Origin of the sequence: Rhodococcus sp. 14-2470-1a (assembly GCF_002259425.1) — a bacterium.
Lineage (GTDB): Bacteria > Actinomycetota > Actinomycetes > Mycobacteriales > Mycobacteriaceae > Rhodococcoides > Rhodococcoides fascians_E.
In genome coordinates, this window is sequence record NZ_NPFZ01000013.1 from 20,472 (window position 1) to 34,220 (window position 13,749).

The following is a 13,749-nucleotide window of genomic DNA, read 5'->3' on the forward strand; positions in this document are numbered from 1 at the left end:
AGCAACCTCCCGCACGTCAATTACACAGCTAGTTTTTGCACAGAAGAGACACCAGGAGAGCACATGCCGGCGATAGTCCTGATCGGCGCCCAGTGGGGCGACGAGGGCAAAGGCAAAGCAACCGATCTGTTCGGCGAACAACTCCAGTGGGTGGTTCGGTACCAGGGTGGCAACAATGCGGGCCACACCGTCGTGCTCCCCAACGGGGACAAGTTCGCGCTCCACCTGATCCCGTCGGGCATTCTGACTCCGGGAGTCAAGAACATCATCGGAAACGGCGTCGTCGTCGACCCGGGCGTTCTGCTGACCGAGCTGGCCGGGCTCGAGGAGCGCAACGTGGACACGTCAGGCCTGCTTCTCAGCGCCGATGCGCACCTGATCATGCCGTACCACGTGGCCATCGACAAGGTCACCGAGCGCTTCCTCGGAGCCAAGAAGATCGGCACCACCGGTCGCGGAATCGGACCCTGCTACCAGGACAAGTTCGCACGCGTCGGCGTCCGTGCAGCGGATGTGCTGGACGAGAAGATCCTGACCCAGAAGGTCGAAGCTGCACTGGAATTCAAGAACCAGGTGCTCTCCAAGATCTACAACCGACGCGCTCTCGACCCGCAGCAGGTCGTCGACGAGGTCCTCGGGCAGGCGGAGAAGTTCAAGCACCGCATCGCGGACACGCGGCTCGAGCTGAACCTCGCTCTCGAACGCGGCGAGACTGTGCTTCTGGAGGGATCGCAGGGCACTCTGCTCGACGTCGACCACGGCACCTATCCGTACGTGACGTCGTCCAACCCGACGGCGGGCGGCGCGGCAGTCGGCTCCGGCATCGGACCCAACAAGATCACCACCGTCCTCGGCATCCTCAAGGCCTACACGACGCGCGTCGGGTCGGGTCCCTTCCCGACCGAGCTTTTCGACAACTCCGGCGAATACCTCGCGAAGCAAGGCGGCGAGGTCGGCGTCACCACCGGGCGTGCGCGTCGGACAGGGTGGTTCGACGCGGTCATCGCCCGCTACGCGACCCGTGTCAACGGCATCACCGATTACTTCCTCACCAAACTCGACGTGCTCTCCAGCCTCGATACCGTCCCGATCTGCGTCGCCTACGACGTCGACGGAGTCCGTCACGACGAGATGCCGATGACGCAGACCGGCTTCCACCACGCCAAGCCGATCTACGAAGAGATGCCAGGCTGGTGGGAGGACATCTCCGGAGCGCGCACCTTCGAGGACCTTCCGGTGAACGCACAGAACTACGTGCTCAGGCTAGAAGAGCTCTCCGGCGCCCACATGTCCTGCATCGGCGTCGGCCCCGGCCGTGACCAGACCATCGTTCGTCGGGACATTCTGAACTCCTGATTCATTCGACAAAGGCCCCGTAGCGTTCGCGTTGCGGGGCCTTTGTCGTCTCGTGGCCTGGTTTCGGCCGACGCGTGTCGAAAGATACTTGTCGGTCGTTATCTTTGCGCATACGCGACCGTAGGTCCTCCGTCTGACCCTCTTGGCTGACTGCCTCGGCTCTTTCTGTGCTGCGATCGAATGAATCGACGCTTTACATCGACCGTGTCGGTGTAACTGTCGGTTAGTTAAACGGCTCGTAAAAGACCTTCGGACTTTTACATTCGCAGAGGTAACAGACCGCGTGGTCCTTGCGAAACAATGGACGTCGCACCAGGTGCGCGGGCCGGCACCGGCCGACTCGACCCGAAGAACGCCGGGTCCCTCACTGGCCTTCCATTGGGCCCACACGAAGAGAGAAACGAATGAACAAGGCAACCAAAGGCGCCATAGCCGCGGGGGCGGCAGCTGTCTTGCTGCTCGGCGGTTTGGGATCCTTCGCACTGTGGAGTGACGAGGAAACCGTCGGTGGCGGTGACATCAACTCGGGTGAGTTGAACTTCGATCCAGTCGCCAACACACGGGTGTGGACGGAAACGACATCGGGGACCGTGATCGGTCCCGACCCTGCCGGGTTCTTGATCGTCCCCGGCGACATCCTCGAATTCTCGTCGGACTACGAGGTGAACTGGGCAGGACCCAACCTCCGTGCGACGATCACCGCTGACTTCGACGATGTCACCGGTGACGAGGATCTCGCGGCCGCACTCGCAGGGGCCACGGTGTCGGTCAACGGGGGAACCGATCTTCCCAACGGTTCAGCAGTGCCGCTGCCGTTGACAGTGAATCCGCAGACGATCTCCGTCGAGGTGACGATCCCCTTCGACGAGGATACTGCTGGCCTGATCGCACAGAACGAGACTGTGAACCTGAATTCCTTCGTGCTGACGCTCGACCAGGTACGTCCCTGATCTCTGCGAAGTGATCAAGCACGGCCGATACTGGGCACTCGCAGCCGCGTCCGTCGTTGTGGTGGTTTTCGGATCAGCACAGTCGACGGGCGCGCTGTGGCGTGACGACGCCATCGTGAGCGGTGGAACCATCAACTCCGGGACCTTGGACATCAAGGTCGGACCCGCAGGGGCAGAGGTGAACGATTATGTGCTCGCCGCACTCGGCGGGACGAATCTCGGTCCGAACGGGTTTTCGCAGGCATCGTTGTCGATCAAGAATGCGGGAAACGTTCCCTTCGACTACCGACTCCAGAGCACAACGGTCACCGGAACGGTGCCGCTGACGTTGACGGCAAGCCTGGTCGGGGCGGCGGCGGATTGCCCGCCGACGACCGCTCCAACCGGCGCCACTCAGCTGTACACCGGCAATGCCGCTGGGGCGCAGGCTCCGATGGCACCCGCCGCACGTTTGCTTGCCCCCGGAGCGGCGGAGGTCTGGTGTTTTCGGGTGTCCGTAGGTATCGACCCGCCGAAGAGTCAGTCCTCGACCGTGAAATTCTCGTTCCGAGCGGATCAGACATGAGCACCGAAGACACCGACGTGATTCCCGTTGTCCCGTCCGAGAGGAACGGGGACGAGCGCACCGGGGTGTGGTGGTGGGTGAGTCGAATCGTGTCGTACACGTTGCTGGCCGCGATGCTGTGCGTTCTGGCTGTCACCGTTGTCGTCCCGCGTGTGTCGGGGGCGACGCCGTACACCATCCTCACGACATCGATGAAACCCACGTATCCGCCGGGGTCATTGGTCGTGATCAAGCCTGTCGACCGTTCCGAGCTCGCTGTCGGAACGGCAATCACGTACCAAATCCGTTCCAATGAACCCGATGTGGTGACGCACAGAATCGTGGCGACTCAGCAGTCCGGTGGCGGTGTCACGACGTACATCACGCGTGGAGACAACAACGGGTCCGATGACGAGAACCCCGTGCAGTTCGGCCAGATACGAGGCAAGGTCTGGTATTCCGTGCCGTACATGGGGTACGTCAACAATTGGCTGAACGGTGAACAGCGCCGAATCACTGTGACCGTCATAGTGATCGGGCTCGCCGGTTATGCGCTGTTCATGTTCGTCGGCGCGGGTCTCGATCACCGTAAGAAGCGGAGGGAGGCGTCGTGAATTCGAACGTCGCCGTTCCGTGCGCTGTCCTGGTGACGGGACTGGCAATCGTAGTGTTGCTCGGAACAGGTTCCGCGAGGCCCGTGCAGACCGTCGGGTACAGCTACGACGGCGAGACGTGGGGACCGACGTTGCCGAGTCCGCTCTTCGACAACGAGATTCGATGGGTCCCTGGTGACCGTCGCGATGCTGTATTCCATGTCTTCAACGACACCGACGACGATGGTCGAATTCAACTGAAGCTCGTCGCCGACAGCAGAGAGTTCGGCGAATCGCTGACGGTGTCGATCGATGGGACGGAGTACCGATCGGGTTGCGGAACCGTACTGATCGGCGCACATGAGAAACGTCGGATCGGTGCCATCGTCGACATGACAGTGAACGCGGGCAATGCGACCCAGAATTCCCGAGCGTTTGTCGACCTGGTGGTGCGGTGGGACAACGGAGACAGCGTGGGTTGTGTTTCGGAAAATCAGGAAGGGGCGTACTCGTGATGGCGAGTCACAAGCAGAACCTGGGGGTCCTTCGCCGGATCGGCTCGGCGCTGATCAGCGCTCGGGCTCGCGCCATCATGTCCATCGGTATCGTCCTGGGCCTCGGAGCCGTGGGAACCCTTGCCGCATGGTCGGATACGTCGACGGCGACGTCCGGAGAATTTACGACGGGAACGATCGATATCAAACTCGGCAATACCCCGCCGGGCACGGACACCATCACGTTGACGTCGTTGACCAACACTGCGATTGCCCCAGGAAACACCGTCACTGCTCCACTACTCGTGCGGAACTCCGGGACGGTGCCGTTCAATTACACAATTTCGGTGCTAGCGAACAATACGACGCTCGCTGGGCTGCTGGACAGTTCGGTGTACGCGAACACCGACTGCTCGGGAACCGCAATCAGCACGGTGTCCGGCTTGTCTCCGTCGAAGCCGTTCGGGGGTGTGAACCGACCGATTCCACGCAATGGAACCGACCAGCTGTGCATCAGAGTCACAATGCCGTCGACCGCCACGGCCCCGGCGACTCCCGCGACCGGAACCATCACCTACTCACTCGTGGCGACGTCGACCTAGATGAGTACCAACGCAGTACGTTCACGCGCGCACTCGAAGCGAAGGTGGGTGCGCGAGATCGCGCTGACCGTCGGCGCACTGGCCGGGTTGCTGTGTGTTTTGATTGCGCTGGCTGCGGTTGTGTTCGGGATTACGCCGCTGGTCTTCCGATCCGGCTCGATGTCACCGGCCATCGAGACGGGTGCACTCGCGCTGAGTAAGACCACGCCCGCGGTCGACATTCAGGTGGGTGACATCGTCAACGTGACCAACGCGGCGGGCAACGGAATCACGCACCGAGTCATCGAAATCGGAGCCGTCGGAAGCGACAGCGTCGAGCTCTATTTGAAGGGCGACGACAACGCGGAACCCGACGCCGAGCCCTACGTCGTGTCGGAAGCGGGACGGGTCCTTTTCAGCGTCCCCAAGCTCGGCTACGCGGTGACGTGGCTGAGCGGACCTGTTGCGGTCTTTGCAGGCGGTGTTCTTGTCGGCGTTCTGTTGATGGTCGCGTTTCGGCCGCGTCGGGTATCTCCGTCGGAAACCGATGAGGAGCCGCATGGCCGGCACAGTCGACTGCCGACATCGGGACTGGTGGTCCTCGCAACGCTCGGGGCCGTGGCTTTGTCGTCGACGAATCCTCCCTTGGCACTGGCTGCTCCGTTGACCGATACCTCGACCGCAACTAGTGGGGAATTCACAACCGTTGCCCCACTTCCACCGCTCCCTGTCCCCGGCGACCCGACGTGCGTCAACAAACCCGGAGTCCTTGGATTGATCGGAAACTACGTCACGGTGTCGTGGCCTTCGGCCGGCGCGGGCTACACCTACAAGTGGACCCTCACACAAAGCGGGCAACCCGATGCGACAGGCACGGTGACATCCCCCACGGTCGACATCGAGAACGGGCTCCTTCTCTTCGGAACCAGGACCGGTACATGGAACTTCTCGGTCCAAACTGTCTCGGGAACACGTCAATCCATCGCTGGGCGGAGACACACTCTGATCATGTCCTTGACCACTTCATCATTGAACCTACTTCCCGCTGCTCGCTGCGGGGTGCTGGAACAGCAATCGCGTGTGGCTCCGCAGGCTATCCCTGCGCCCACGACGACGTCCCCGCCAGAAACCTCCACTCCGCTCGTTCCCTCGACAACCCCGCCCGCCACGACGACGACGCCACCCGCCACTACAACGACGCCACCCACCACGACAACGACGGAACCGCCACCGGCAGCTGTGGAACCCCCATCTGCCCCGGTGACGACAACGACGACCACCGCGGCACCCCCGGCTGACCTGATCTCACCCCAGTCCTCCCCGTCGGGCTCGGCGGTGGCGACGGTGGTGAGTGTCGACGGCTCGCCGACGTTGCAGATCACGGACTCGTCAGGCGACATCCAGTACAGCGGTCCCATCTCGTCGAGCTCGGAGTACGGCTATGGAGTGGCCTGGGCGTCGGGTGAACAGCTGTGGCTCCTCGGACCGAGCCAGTTGGTTCGACTGGACGGAACCGGCGGAGGGTGGAGTCGCACTGTCGTCGATCCGGCGTCGGGAGAAGTTCCGGCCGAGATTTCGGCTCTGTTGAACTGACGCCGAAAAAGAGTCGAAACATATATTTGCTAATTGACGTGCTTTATCAGCGAAGTGGGCGGACAATGGGCGCCAGGTAAAGCGACGGAAGGTCGGTCGATGTCCACTTCGTACAATGGTCTAGATGTCTTCGGGTACCAATTCGACCGCTTCGCCTATGAACATCCGTGGATCGGCGAGGCCGTCGGGGAATTCATGCTCGGACCGAGCGGCGGGGGCATGATGGAGTTCGCCAAGGCCACGGTGTTCGCACTTCCGGAGGGTGGGGCGCACGAGGTTCACGGCGAGATTCTCGCGTGGTACCTGGCGCACGGGGGTCCGTACGGTGCTCTGGGGTACCCGATCAGCAACGAGAAGCCGACCCCTACCGGCTACGGTCGCTACAGCTTGTTCGAGCGTGGCTCCATCGGGTGGATGCCGGAGACGGGAGCTTTCACCATCGGTGGCACGCGTGAAGACGACGTCAGGGTTCCCGGACCCGAGGCGGAGAGCGTGTCCGCGGTCGAGGTACCTTCCGGGACCGAACCAATTTCCGCTTGAAATACCGCACGTCGGAATAGGCGCACATAAACTGGAATTACGGTTTGTTTCGGCGGGCGACTATTGCTTTTATTTCACTCGGCGACCATTCGTATAATGTACTGACAAATGGATAATTCACTCGAGTGAATTAGTTTCGCATTCATCTCTCGCGCGTCGTCGACTAGAACAGCGTCGGCTCCCCGAAGCCGGGAATGCCTTCGATGGCAAGGATTCTTTGCTTCGTCGACGGTCCTCCGGGAGCCGAGAAGCCGCCGACCTCTCGGCCTGCGCCGAGGACTCGGTGGCACGGGATGATCACCGGCACCGGGTTGCGGCCGAGCGCACCGCCGACTGCCTGCGCAGCGCCCGGATGGCCTAGCCGCGCAGCAACAGCGCCGTACGTCATTGTGGAACCTCGGGGGATCGCGCGGGTGACGTCGTAGACGGCGTTGTCGAAGTCGGAGACGTCGAGAACGACCGGAATGGCCGACAGGGCGGGGTCCCCGCCGTCGAGCAGTGCCGTGATGCCCTCGATGGCTACGGTGGCGACGCCGTCCGGGTCGCCGGGGAGGGCGTCGAAGCCGGTCAGGTAGTCGATCAATCGGTCCTCGGACTCGGGCAGGGCGACGGCGGTGACGCCGTCGGCGTTCCAGGCCAGGCCGCATTGTCCGAGGGACGTGTCGAACAGCGTGTACGGCATGCGTCCAGTATGGACTGCGTACGAACTGGACTTCGATCCGAAGGCCAGTAGGATCGGGAAATGGCGATACGGGTGCTGAACGCAACTTCGATGGCGCGTGATCTGGGACGGTGGCGAACCGAAGCCGAGGACGCGTCCGGTCGCAAGCGCACGTCCCGCCCCACGTACCGGGCCTTGGCCGACGGGATCAGGCTGCTCATCCACGACGGCCGGATTCCGCTGGGAGTGGGGTTGCCGAGCGAGCGCGATCTGTCGTCCGCGCTCGACCTGAGCCGTACGACGATCACGTCGTCCTATGCCGTGCTGCGTGAAGAGGGCTATCTGATCAGCAAACAGGGTGCCCGCAGCACAGTCGCACTGCCGGACATGGCCAAGCCCAACGGGTTGTTGGTGCAGTCTCGCTCGACCGGGCCGGTCATCGATATGTCCCATGCGGCGATGGCAGCGCCGACGGACGCCATGCTGCACGCGTACAACTCTGCGCTGCAGGCACTTCCGACCTATCTGTCCAACCACGGTATGGAACCGATTGGGCTTGCGGTGCTGCGTGAATCCATTGCCCGACGGTTCGTCGAGCGCGGGTTGCCGACGACCCCGGATCAGATCATGGTCACTTCCGGTGCGCAGCAGGCAGTTCGGTTGTTGCTGGGCACTCTCACGTCACCGGGGGATCGGGTACTGATCGATCACCCGACATACCCCAATGCGCTGGAGGCGATCAGGCGCGTTGGCGCTCGCCCGGTCCCGGTTCCGATCAGGCCGGACGGGGAGCCCTGGGATCTCGACGGAATCCGCAGTGCTGCACGGCAGACCGCATCCAAGGTTGCATACATGATTCCGGACTTCCACAATCCGACGGGCCGTTGCCTTCCCGCCGACGGTCGCGCCGAGCTCGCCAAGATCGCCAGGGACACGTCGATGACGTTGATAGTCGACGAGACCATGGTCGATCTGTGGCTGGATGCGCCTCCGCCGCCGCCCGTCGCGTCGTTCGGGCGCGTGTCGGGCACGGATGTGGTGACGATCGGTTCGGCGTCGAAATCGTACTGGGGTGGGCTGCGTATCGGATGGATCCGAGCCAATCCGTCGTTGATCAGCAGGCTTGCTGGATCGCGAGCTGCGCACGATCTGGGCACGTCCGTCATGGATCAGCTTGCCGCCGGGTTCCTGTTGCAGGACGCGGATGCGATTCTCGACACGCGCCGTGAGCAACTGCGCGAGCGTCGGGGCGTGCTGGAATCCGCTCTTGCGGAGCACCTTCCGGGCTGGACGTACCGACGGTCGACGGGCGGGATGTCGTTGTGGCTGCAGATCCCGACGCCCGTGTCGAGTGCACTCGCCGCGACGGCGCCGACGTTCGGCGCCGTCCTCGCGGCGGGCCCCCGGTTCGGAGTGGAGGGTGCGTTCGAGCGGTTCCTCCGTCTGCCGTACACCCGGGAGCCCGCGGAGATCACCGCGGCCGTCGTCGCGACCGCCGGTGCTTACGCTGCCCTGGCGCCGAGCGCGGACGACCGAGAGCCCGCGCTCGTCTTCTGATGTGAGTACTTGTGTAGGCCCTGGCCTACACAAGTACTCACAGCCAGAGGGTGTCCGGATCGACCGCAGTCGATGCGGGTGCGGTGGGGATTCCGTTGGGAGTGCGGGAGAAGCGGGGCGCCGGCCGGTGCTGGGTGATGCCGTCGACCTCGATCAGAGTTTCGCGCGCGGCCAGATGCTTGTGGTCCGATGCTTCGCCGAACGTGAGGATCGGCGAGACGCAGGCGTCGGTGCCGTCGAAGATGGCGGCCCACTCGTCGCGCGTCTTGGTCTTGAACACCCGCGTGAAGATCTCACGCATCTCGGGCCAGCGGTCGCGGTCGCCCTGGCCCGGTGTGGTGGCTGGGTCGAGTTCGAGCAGACGGAGCAGCTCGGCGAAGAACTGCGGCTCGAGTGCGCCGACGGCCATGTGCTTACCGTCGGCGGTTTCGTAGGTGTCGTAGTAGGGCCAGCCGGTGTCGAGCATGTTGACGCCGCGCTCGTCCGACCAGGCGCCGACACCGCGTAGGCCCCAGATCATGTGCGACAGCGCTGCGGTCCCGTCGACCATCGCGGCGTCGACCACCTGGCCCTTGCCCGAGGTCTGACGCTCGAACAGTGCGGCGAGGATGCCGAAGATCAGGAACATCGATCCGCCGCCGAAATCGCCGACCATGTTCAGCGGTGGTACTGGACGCTCACCCTTGCGTCCGATGGCGTGCAGTACGCCCGTCACGGAGATGTAGTTGATGTCGTGGCCCGCCGCAGACGCCCACGGTCCGTCCTGTCCCCATCCGGTCATGCGGCCGTAGACGAGCTTGGGGTTGCGTTCCAGCGCGACGTCTGGGCCGAGTCCGAGGCGCTCGGTCACGCCCGGTCGGAATCCTTCGATGAGGACGTCCGCACGTTCGATCAGTCCCAGAATTCTCTCGACGTCGGCCGGGTCCTTGAGGTTGGCCTCGACGAGGGTGCGGCTGCGTAGCTGCTGATCGTGCTCCGAGATCTGGCCGGCGCGTTGAACGCGTACGACCTCGGCTCCCAGGTCGGCCAGCAGCAGGGCGGCATGGGGGCCGGGCCCGATTCCTGCAAGTTCGACGACTCGAAGTCCTGTCAGCGGTCCACCGGTACTCGACACGTATTCCTCGTTCCGATCAGTATGAAATAAGCGAATCGAGGTTAACTTAGCGTGACTGGAGGCGCGAGGGAACCCCGAGGCCGTGGATAATGAGCGGCGTGAGCGCAGGAGACGAAGCAGTCCGGATCGGCACACCTCTGACCCCGGGAGCCACGCGAGTGATGCTCCTCGGCGCGGGCGAGTTGGGCAAGGAGGTGATCATCGCGTTCCAGCGCTTGGGCGTCGAGGTCATCGCCGTCGACAGATACGACAACGCGCCGGGCCATCAAGTTGCTCATCACGCCTTCACGATCGACATGAGCGACCCCGAACAGCTCCTGGCATTGATCGACGCTCAGCAACCGGACTTCGTCGTTCCCGAGATCGAGGCCATCGCGACCGACGCGCTCGCCGAGGTCGAGAGTCGAGGCAGGAGTGTCGTCATTCCGACGGCCCGGGCGACGCAGCTGACCATGAATCGCGAGGGGATCAGGCGGCTCGCGGCCGAGGGCTTGGGCCTTCCGACGTCGCCCTACGCGTTCGCCGACTCGCTCGAGGACGTTCGCAGCTCCCTGGACTCCATCGGCTATCCAGCCGTCATCAAGCCGGTGATGTCCTCGTCGGGCAAGGGACAGTCGGTGGTCCGCGGACCTGAGGACGTCGCGGCGGCATGGGACTACGCGTTGAAGGGCGGACGCGTCGACCTCGGTCGTGTCATCGTCGAGGGATTCGTCGACTTCGATTACGAGATAACACTTCTCACCATCAGGTCGACGGCGGGAACGGATTTCTGCGAGCCCATCGGGCACCGTCAGGAATCCGGTGACTACGTCGAATCGTGGCAGCCGCAACCGATGTCGGACGGTGCGCTCGCTGCGGCGAAGGACGTGGCGGACAAGATCACCACTGCTCTCGGAGGGCGAGGCCTGTTCGGCGTCGAACTGTTCGTTCAGGGCGACAACGTCTACTTCTCCGAGGTCAGCCCCCGTCCACACGACACAGGGTTGGTCACGCTTCGTACGCAACGGTTCTCGGAGTTCGAACTGCACGCCCGTGTCATCCTCGGACTCCCGGTGGACACCACGCTCGTCTCGCCGGGTGCGTCGGCGGTCGTCTACGGCGGCGTCGACGCGGAGGGCATCGCGTTCGAGGGTGTCGCCGACGCCTTGGCCGTACCGGAGACCGATGTTCGGTTGTTCGGCAAGCCGGAGAGCTTCGTGCGTCGACGGATGGGCGTTGCGGTGTCGACGGCGTCCGACATCGATTCGGCTCGCGCGCGGGCAACCGAGGCTGCAGGCAAGATTCGTCCCGTCACGTGAGTGCCTGGGGGGAGGTGCTGGTCGCTCTGGCGATCCTCGTGGGGTTGGTCGGGATCGTCGTGCCGATTCTGCCCGGCGTGATTCTGATCTTCGCGGCAATTGCGGTGTGGGCGTTCGTGACCGGTGGCGCCGCGGCCTGGGTGGTCCTGGGAATCGCGACAGTTCTGCTGGTCGCCAGCGGCGTCGTGAAGTACACCTGGCCGGGGCGAAAGATGAAGGACGCAGGCATCCCGACGCGTTCGCTGGTGGTCGGCGGTCTCGTGGGCATCGTGGGGTTCTTCGTCATCCCCGTCGTCGGCTTGTTCGTCGGGTTCGTCCTCGGCACGTATGTCGCGGAACTTCCCCGGCACCGCAATCACGGTCAGGCGTGGAGATCCACGGTCCATGCCACCAAGGCCGCGGGGCTGTCCATCCTCGTCGAACTGTTCGGGGCACTCCTCGCGACCGGTGTGTGGCTCGGAGCGGCGATCTTCATTTGACCCGGTACCAGGCCCGGGCGTTGCCGCCGAGGACCGCGGGAAGGTCGCCTCCCACGGCTTCGGCGACGAGATCGATATCGGTTTCCAGGAACCGTCGGGGCGCTCGGGTGCCCGGTAGATCGGTCCCGAACATCAGGGCGGCAGGGTCGACGGCGTGGATTTTCCTCATGGCGTCGACGATGTCCATGTCGACTCGGCCGAAGGCGGAGGCTTTCACGCGGACGCCACGCTCGACGAGGTCGAGCAGGTAGGGCAGGCCCTGCGCGGACATGCCGAGATGGTCGATGCTCACCGCGGGAAGCTTGGACAGGATCGGTTCGAGCGAGAGCAGCATCGAGGCTTCGACGTACAGTTCCGCGTGCCAGCCGACCAGTTCGTGGGCTCTGCGGGCTTGGGCGGTGAGCGTCTGGACGTCCGTCGCGCCTCGTTTGAAGTTGAGCCTGATGGCGCGGACGCCGGCTCGATCGAGTTCGACGATCTCGTCGTCGGACGTATCGGGATCGAGCTGGGCGACGCCTACCCAGCTGGGCCCGAGTGCGTCCAACGCGGCCACCAGGTACGCCTGGTCGGTGGTGTGGAACGACGAACTGATGACCGCGCCGCCGGTGATTCCGAGGCCGTCGGTGTCGCGGTCGTAATCCTCGATGGTGTACGGCTCCGGTGGGTATCCCTGATTCTCGACCAGCGGGAATCGCGGGTCGAGGATGTATCGGTGGGCGTCGAACACAAGGGACAGCATGCCAGCAATGCGATTTCGGCACCCGGGGACCCGCGCCGGTGTTTGAATGCGAAACATGAGAGCTGAAGCAGAAATCGTCCTCGACGGGTACACCTTCCTCGAGTGTCCGCGCTGGCGAGACGGCCGAATCTGGGTGTCCGACTTCTACAGCCAGCGGGTGGTGTCCGCTCGCGGTGACGGGTCGGACGTTCGCGTCGAGGCCGAGGTGCCGCAGCAACCGTCGGGACTCGGGTGGTTGCCGGACGGCCGATTGCTCGTCGTCTCGATGCGAGATCAGAAGTTGCTCCGGCGTGAGGGCGACGGTTCGCTCGTCGTGCACGCAGATCTGTCGTCGTACGTGAAGGCGAACCTCAACGACATGCTCGTCGACGACCGAGGACGCGCCTACGTCGGCAATTTCGGGTTCGATCTGATGAACCTGGCGACGCCGGACACGGCCGATCTATTGCGCGTCGATCCCGACGGTTCGGTGCACGTCGTGGCGAAGGATCTCTATTTCCCGAACGGGATGGGTCTGACGCCCGACGGGGAGCTGGTGGTCGACGAGACGGTCGGCAACCGCATCAGTGTCTTCGCGGTGCACCCGGACGGTTCGTTGGGGGAGCGGCGCGACTGGGTGAAGTTCGCGGAGCTGCCGGACGTGACGTCGATGGAGTCCGCGCTGGGGCAGCTGTCCGTGGCGTCCGACGGCTGCGCGATGGATACCGACGGATCGTTGTGGGTGGCCGACGCGCTGGGTCAGCGAGTTGTGCACGTGGTGCCGGGCAAGGGAATCGTCGATCAGCTCGAATTCGACACCGGGGTGTTCGCGTGCGGCCTCGGTGGTGACGACGGCCGAACGCTGTACGTCTGTGCGGCTCCGGACTTCAACGAGCACCAGCGCAAGGTCGAGACGGAGGGGAAACTTCTGGCGGTGCGGGTCTAGCCGCCGTGAGTAGGAAACGCACAGCGCTCTGTGCGTTTCCTACTCACGCGTGAATCAAGCCTTGTCGGGCTCGGAAGCGCGGAGCATGTCCTCGCGTTCGACGACCTTGACGCGTTCGCGGCCTTCGGGCTCGCCGAGGGAGCGTTCGTGGGCGTCGAGGCGGTACCAGCCGTCCCAGGTGGTGAAGGGAACCTTCTTGTCTTCGAGGAACGTGGTGACCGCGTCGAGATCGGGGTCGGTGGCGCCGGTGAAGTTCGGTGCGTCCTCGAGGAGGTTGGCGACGGTTTCGTTGGCGTCGCCCTTGGTGTGGCCGATCAGGCCGACG

General features: G+C 63.9%; 15 protein-coding genes and 1 pseudogene. 12 read left to right on the top strand and 4 right to left on the bottom strand.

Annotation, left to right across the window (positions count from 1 at the left end; genetic code table 11):
• The first annotated feature begins 63 nt into the window (after positions 1–63).
• From CH292_RS06160 to CH292_RS06195, 8 genes are all read left to right on the top strand, one after another.
• Positions 64–1,356 (top strand): adenylosuccinate synthase, encoded by a 1,293-nt coding sequence (locus CH292_RS06160; RefSeq protein ID WP_019667913.1) that lies wholly within the window; start codon positions 64–66, stop codon positions 1,354–1,356.
• 404 nt (positions 1,357–1,760) lie between these two features.
• Complete coding sequence (locus CH292_RS06165) at positions 1,761–2,306, top strand: alternate-type signal peptide domain-containing protein (protein WP_019667914.1); 546 nt, start codon at positions 1,761–1,763, stop codon at positions 2,304–2,306.
• Between the two features lie 10 nt (positions 2,307–2,316).
• Positions 2,317–2,871, top strand: a complete 555-nt coding sequence (locus CH292_RS06170) for a hypothetical protein (protein ID WP_094654269.1) — start codon at positions 2,317–2,319, stop codon at positions 2,869–2,871.
• Complete coding sequence (locus CH292_RS06175; protein ID WP_094654271.1) at positions 2,868–3,464, top strand: signal peptidase I; 597 nt, start codon at positions 2,868–2,870, stop codon at positions 3,462–3,464. The genes CH292_RS06170 and CH292_RS06175 overlap by 4 nt, the downstream gene beginning before the upstream one ends.
• Positions 3,461–3,958, top strand: coding sequence for a hypothetical protein (locus CH292_RS06180; protein ID WP_094654272.1), 498 nt, complete (start codon positions 3,461–3,463; stop codon positions 3,956–3,958). Before CH292_RS06175 ends, CH292_RS06180 begins: the two co-directional genes overlap by 4 nt.
• Positions 3,958–4,539: a SipW-dependent-type signal peptide-containing protein gene (locus CH292_RS06185; protein WP_019667918.1), complete on the top strand. Its 582-nt coding sequence runs from the start codon at positions 3,958–3,960 to the stop codon at positions 4,537–4,539. Before CH292_RS06180 ends, CH292_RS06185 begins: the two co-directional genes overlap by 1 nt.
• Positions 4,540–6,111 (top strand): signal peptidase I, encoded by a 1,572-nt coding sequence (locus tag CH292_RS06190; RefSeq protein WP_256977954.1) that lies wholly within the window; start codon positions 4,540–4,542, stop codon positions 6,109–6,111. It abuts the gene before it with no gap.
• Between the two features lie 99 nt (positions 6,112–6,210).
• On the top strand, positions 6,211–6,651 hold the full coding sequence (locus CH292_RS06195) for an LGFP repeat-containing protein (RefSeq protein ID WP_019667920.1): 441 nt from the start codon (positions 6,211–6,213) through the stop codon (positions 6,649–6,651).
• Positions 6,652–6,814: 163 nt separating this feature from the next.
• Here the strand turns inward: CH292_RS06195 and CH292_RS06200 are convergent, their stop codons facing one another.
• Complete coding sequence (locus CH292_RS06200) at positions 6,815–7,333, bottom strand: methylated-DNA--[protein]-cysteine S-methyltransferase (protein WP_094654274.1); 519 nt, start codon at positions 7,331–7,333, stop codon at positions 6,815–6,817.
• Positions 7,334–7,393: 60 nt separating this feature from the next.
• On the opposite strand from CH292_RS06200, the gene CH292_RS06205 reads away from it, so the two are divergent.
• Complete coding sequence (locus CH292_RS06205; protein WP_094654275.1) at positions 7,394–8,869, top strand: PLP-dependent aminotransferase family protein; 1,476 nt, start codon at positions 7,394–7,396, stop codon at positions 8,867–8,869.
• Between the two features lie 37 nt (positions 8,870–8,906).
• On the opposite strand, the gene CH292_RS06210 is transcribed toward CH292_RS06205, so the two are convergent.
• Positions 8,907–9,983, bottom strand: a complete 1,077-nt coding sequence (locus CH292_RS06210; RefSeq protein ID WP_019667923.1) for a CaiB/BaiF CoA-transferase family protein — start codon at positions 9,981–9,983, stop codon at positions 8,907–8,909.
• 89 nt (positions 9,984–10,072) lie between these two features.
• Between CH292_RS06210 and purT the strand changes: the two genes are divergently transcribed.
• Together purT and CH292_RS06220 are read left to right on the top strand one after the other, a co-directional pair.
• A complete protein-coding gene (gene purT, locus CH292_RS06215) occupies positions 10,073–11,281 on the top strand; it encodes a formate-dependent phosphoribosylglycinamide formyltransferase (protein ID WP_094654277.1) in 1,209 nt (402 codons plus the stop codon).
• Positions 11,278–11,760 (top strand): DUF456 domain-containing protein, encoded by a 483-nt coding sequence (locus CH292_RS06220; RefSeq protein ID WP_037182970.1) that lies wholly within the window; start codon positions 11,278–11,280, stop codon positions 11,758–11,760. The genes purT and CH292_RS06220 overlap by 4 nt, the downstream gene beginning before the upstream one ends.
• Here CH292_RS06220 and CH292_RS06225 read toward each other — a convergent pair.
• On the bottom strand, positions 11,753–12,499 hold the full coding sequence (locus tag CH292_RS06225; protein ID WP_019667926.1) for an amidohydrolase: 747 nt from the start codon (positions 12,497–12,499) through the stop codon (positions 11,753–11,755). The two genes, CH292_RS06220 and CH292_RS06225, sit on opposite strands and share 8 nt — an antisense overlap.
• Before the next feature lie 46 nt (positions 12,500–12,545).
• Here CH292_RS06225 and CH292_RS06230 point away from each other — a divergent pair, with 46 nt between their 5' ends.
• Positions 12,546–13,424 carry an SMP-30/gluconolactonase/LRE family protein gene (locus tag CH292_RS06230; RefSeq protein ID WP_037182967.1) on the top strand — a complete coding sequence of 293 codons (879 nt, stop codon included), beginning with the start codon at positions 12,546–12,548 and terminating at the stop codon, positions 13,422–13,424.
• Positions 13,425–13,478: 54 nt separating this feature from the next.
• Here the strand turns inward: CH292_RS06230 and CH292_RS06235 are convergent.
• A pseudogene (locus tag CH292_RS06235) lies at positions 13,479–13,749 on the bottom strand (pyridine nucleotide-disulfide oxidoreductase); the annotation flags it as partial.

Excerpts from the sequence above, each read along its gene's own strand:
- CH292_RS06160 (WP_019667913.1), top strand. The coding sequence starts at position 64 with ATGCCGGCGATAGTCCTGATCGGCGCCCAGTGGGGCGACGAGGGCAAA.
- CH292_RS06165 (WP_019667914.1), top strand. The coding sequence starts at position 1,761 with ATGAACAAGGCAACCAAAGGCGCCATAGCCGCGGGGGCGGCAGCTGTC.
- CH292_RS06175 (WP_094654271.1), top strand. The coding sequence starts at position 2,868 with ATGAGCACCGAAGACACCGACGTGATTCCCGTTGTCCCGTCCGAGAGG.
- CH292_RS06185 (WP_019667918.1), top strand. The coding sequence starts at position 3,958 with ATGGCGAGTCACAAGCAGAACCTGGGGGTCCTTCGCCGGATCGGCTCG.
- CH292_RS06190 (WP_256977954.1), top strand. The coding sequence starts at position 4,540 with ATGAGTACCAACGCAGTACGTTCACGCGCGCACTCGAAGCGAAGGTGG.
- CH292_RS06195 (WP_019667920.1), top strand. The coding sequence starts at position 6,211 with ATGTCCACTTCGTACAATGGTCTAGATGTCTTCGGGTACCAATTCGAC.
- CH292_RS06200 (WP_094654274.1), bottom strand. The coding sequence starts at position 7,333 with ATGCCGTACACGCTGTTCGACACGTCCCTCGGACAATGCGGCCTGGCC.
- CH292_RS06205 (WP_094654275.1), top strand. The coding sequence starts at position 7,394 with ATGGCGATACGGGTGCTGAACGCAACTTCGATGGCGCGTGATCTGGGA.
- purT (WP_094654277.1), top strand. The coding sequence starts at position 10,073 with ATGAGCGGCGTGAGCGCAGGAGACGAAGCAGTCCGGATCGGCACACCT.
- CH292_RS06225 (WP_019667926.1), bottom strand. The coding sequence starts at position 12,499 with ATGCTGTCCCTTGTGTTCGACGCCCACCGATACATCCTCGACCCGCGA.
- CH292_RS06230 (WP_037182967.1), top strand. The coding sequence starts at position 12,546 with ATGCGAAACATGAGAGCTGAAGCAGAAATCGTCCTCGACGGGTACACC.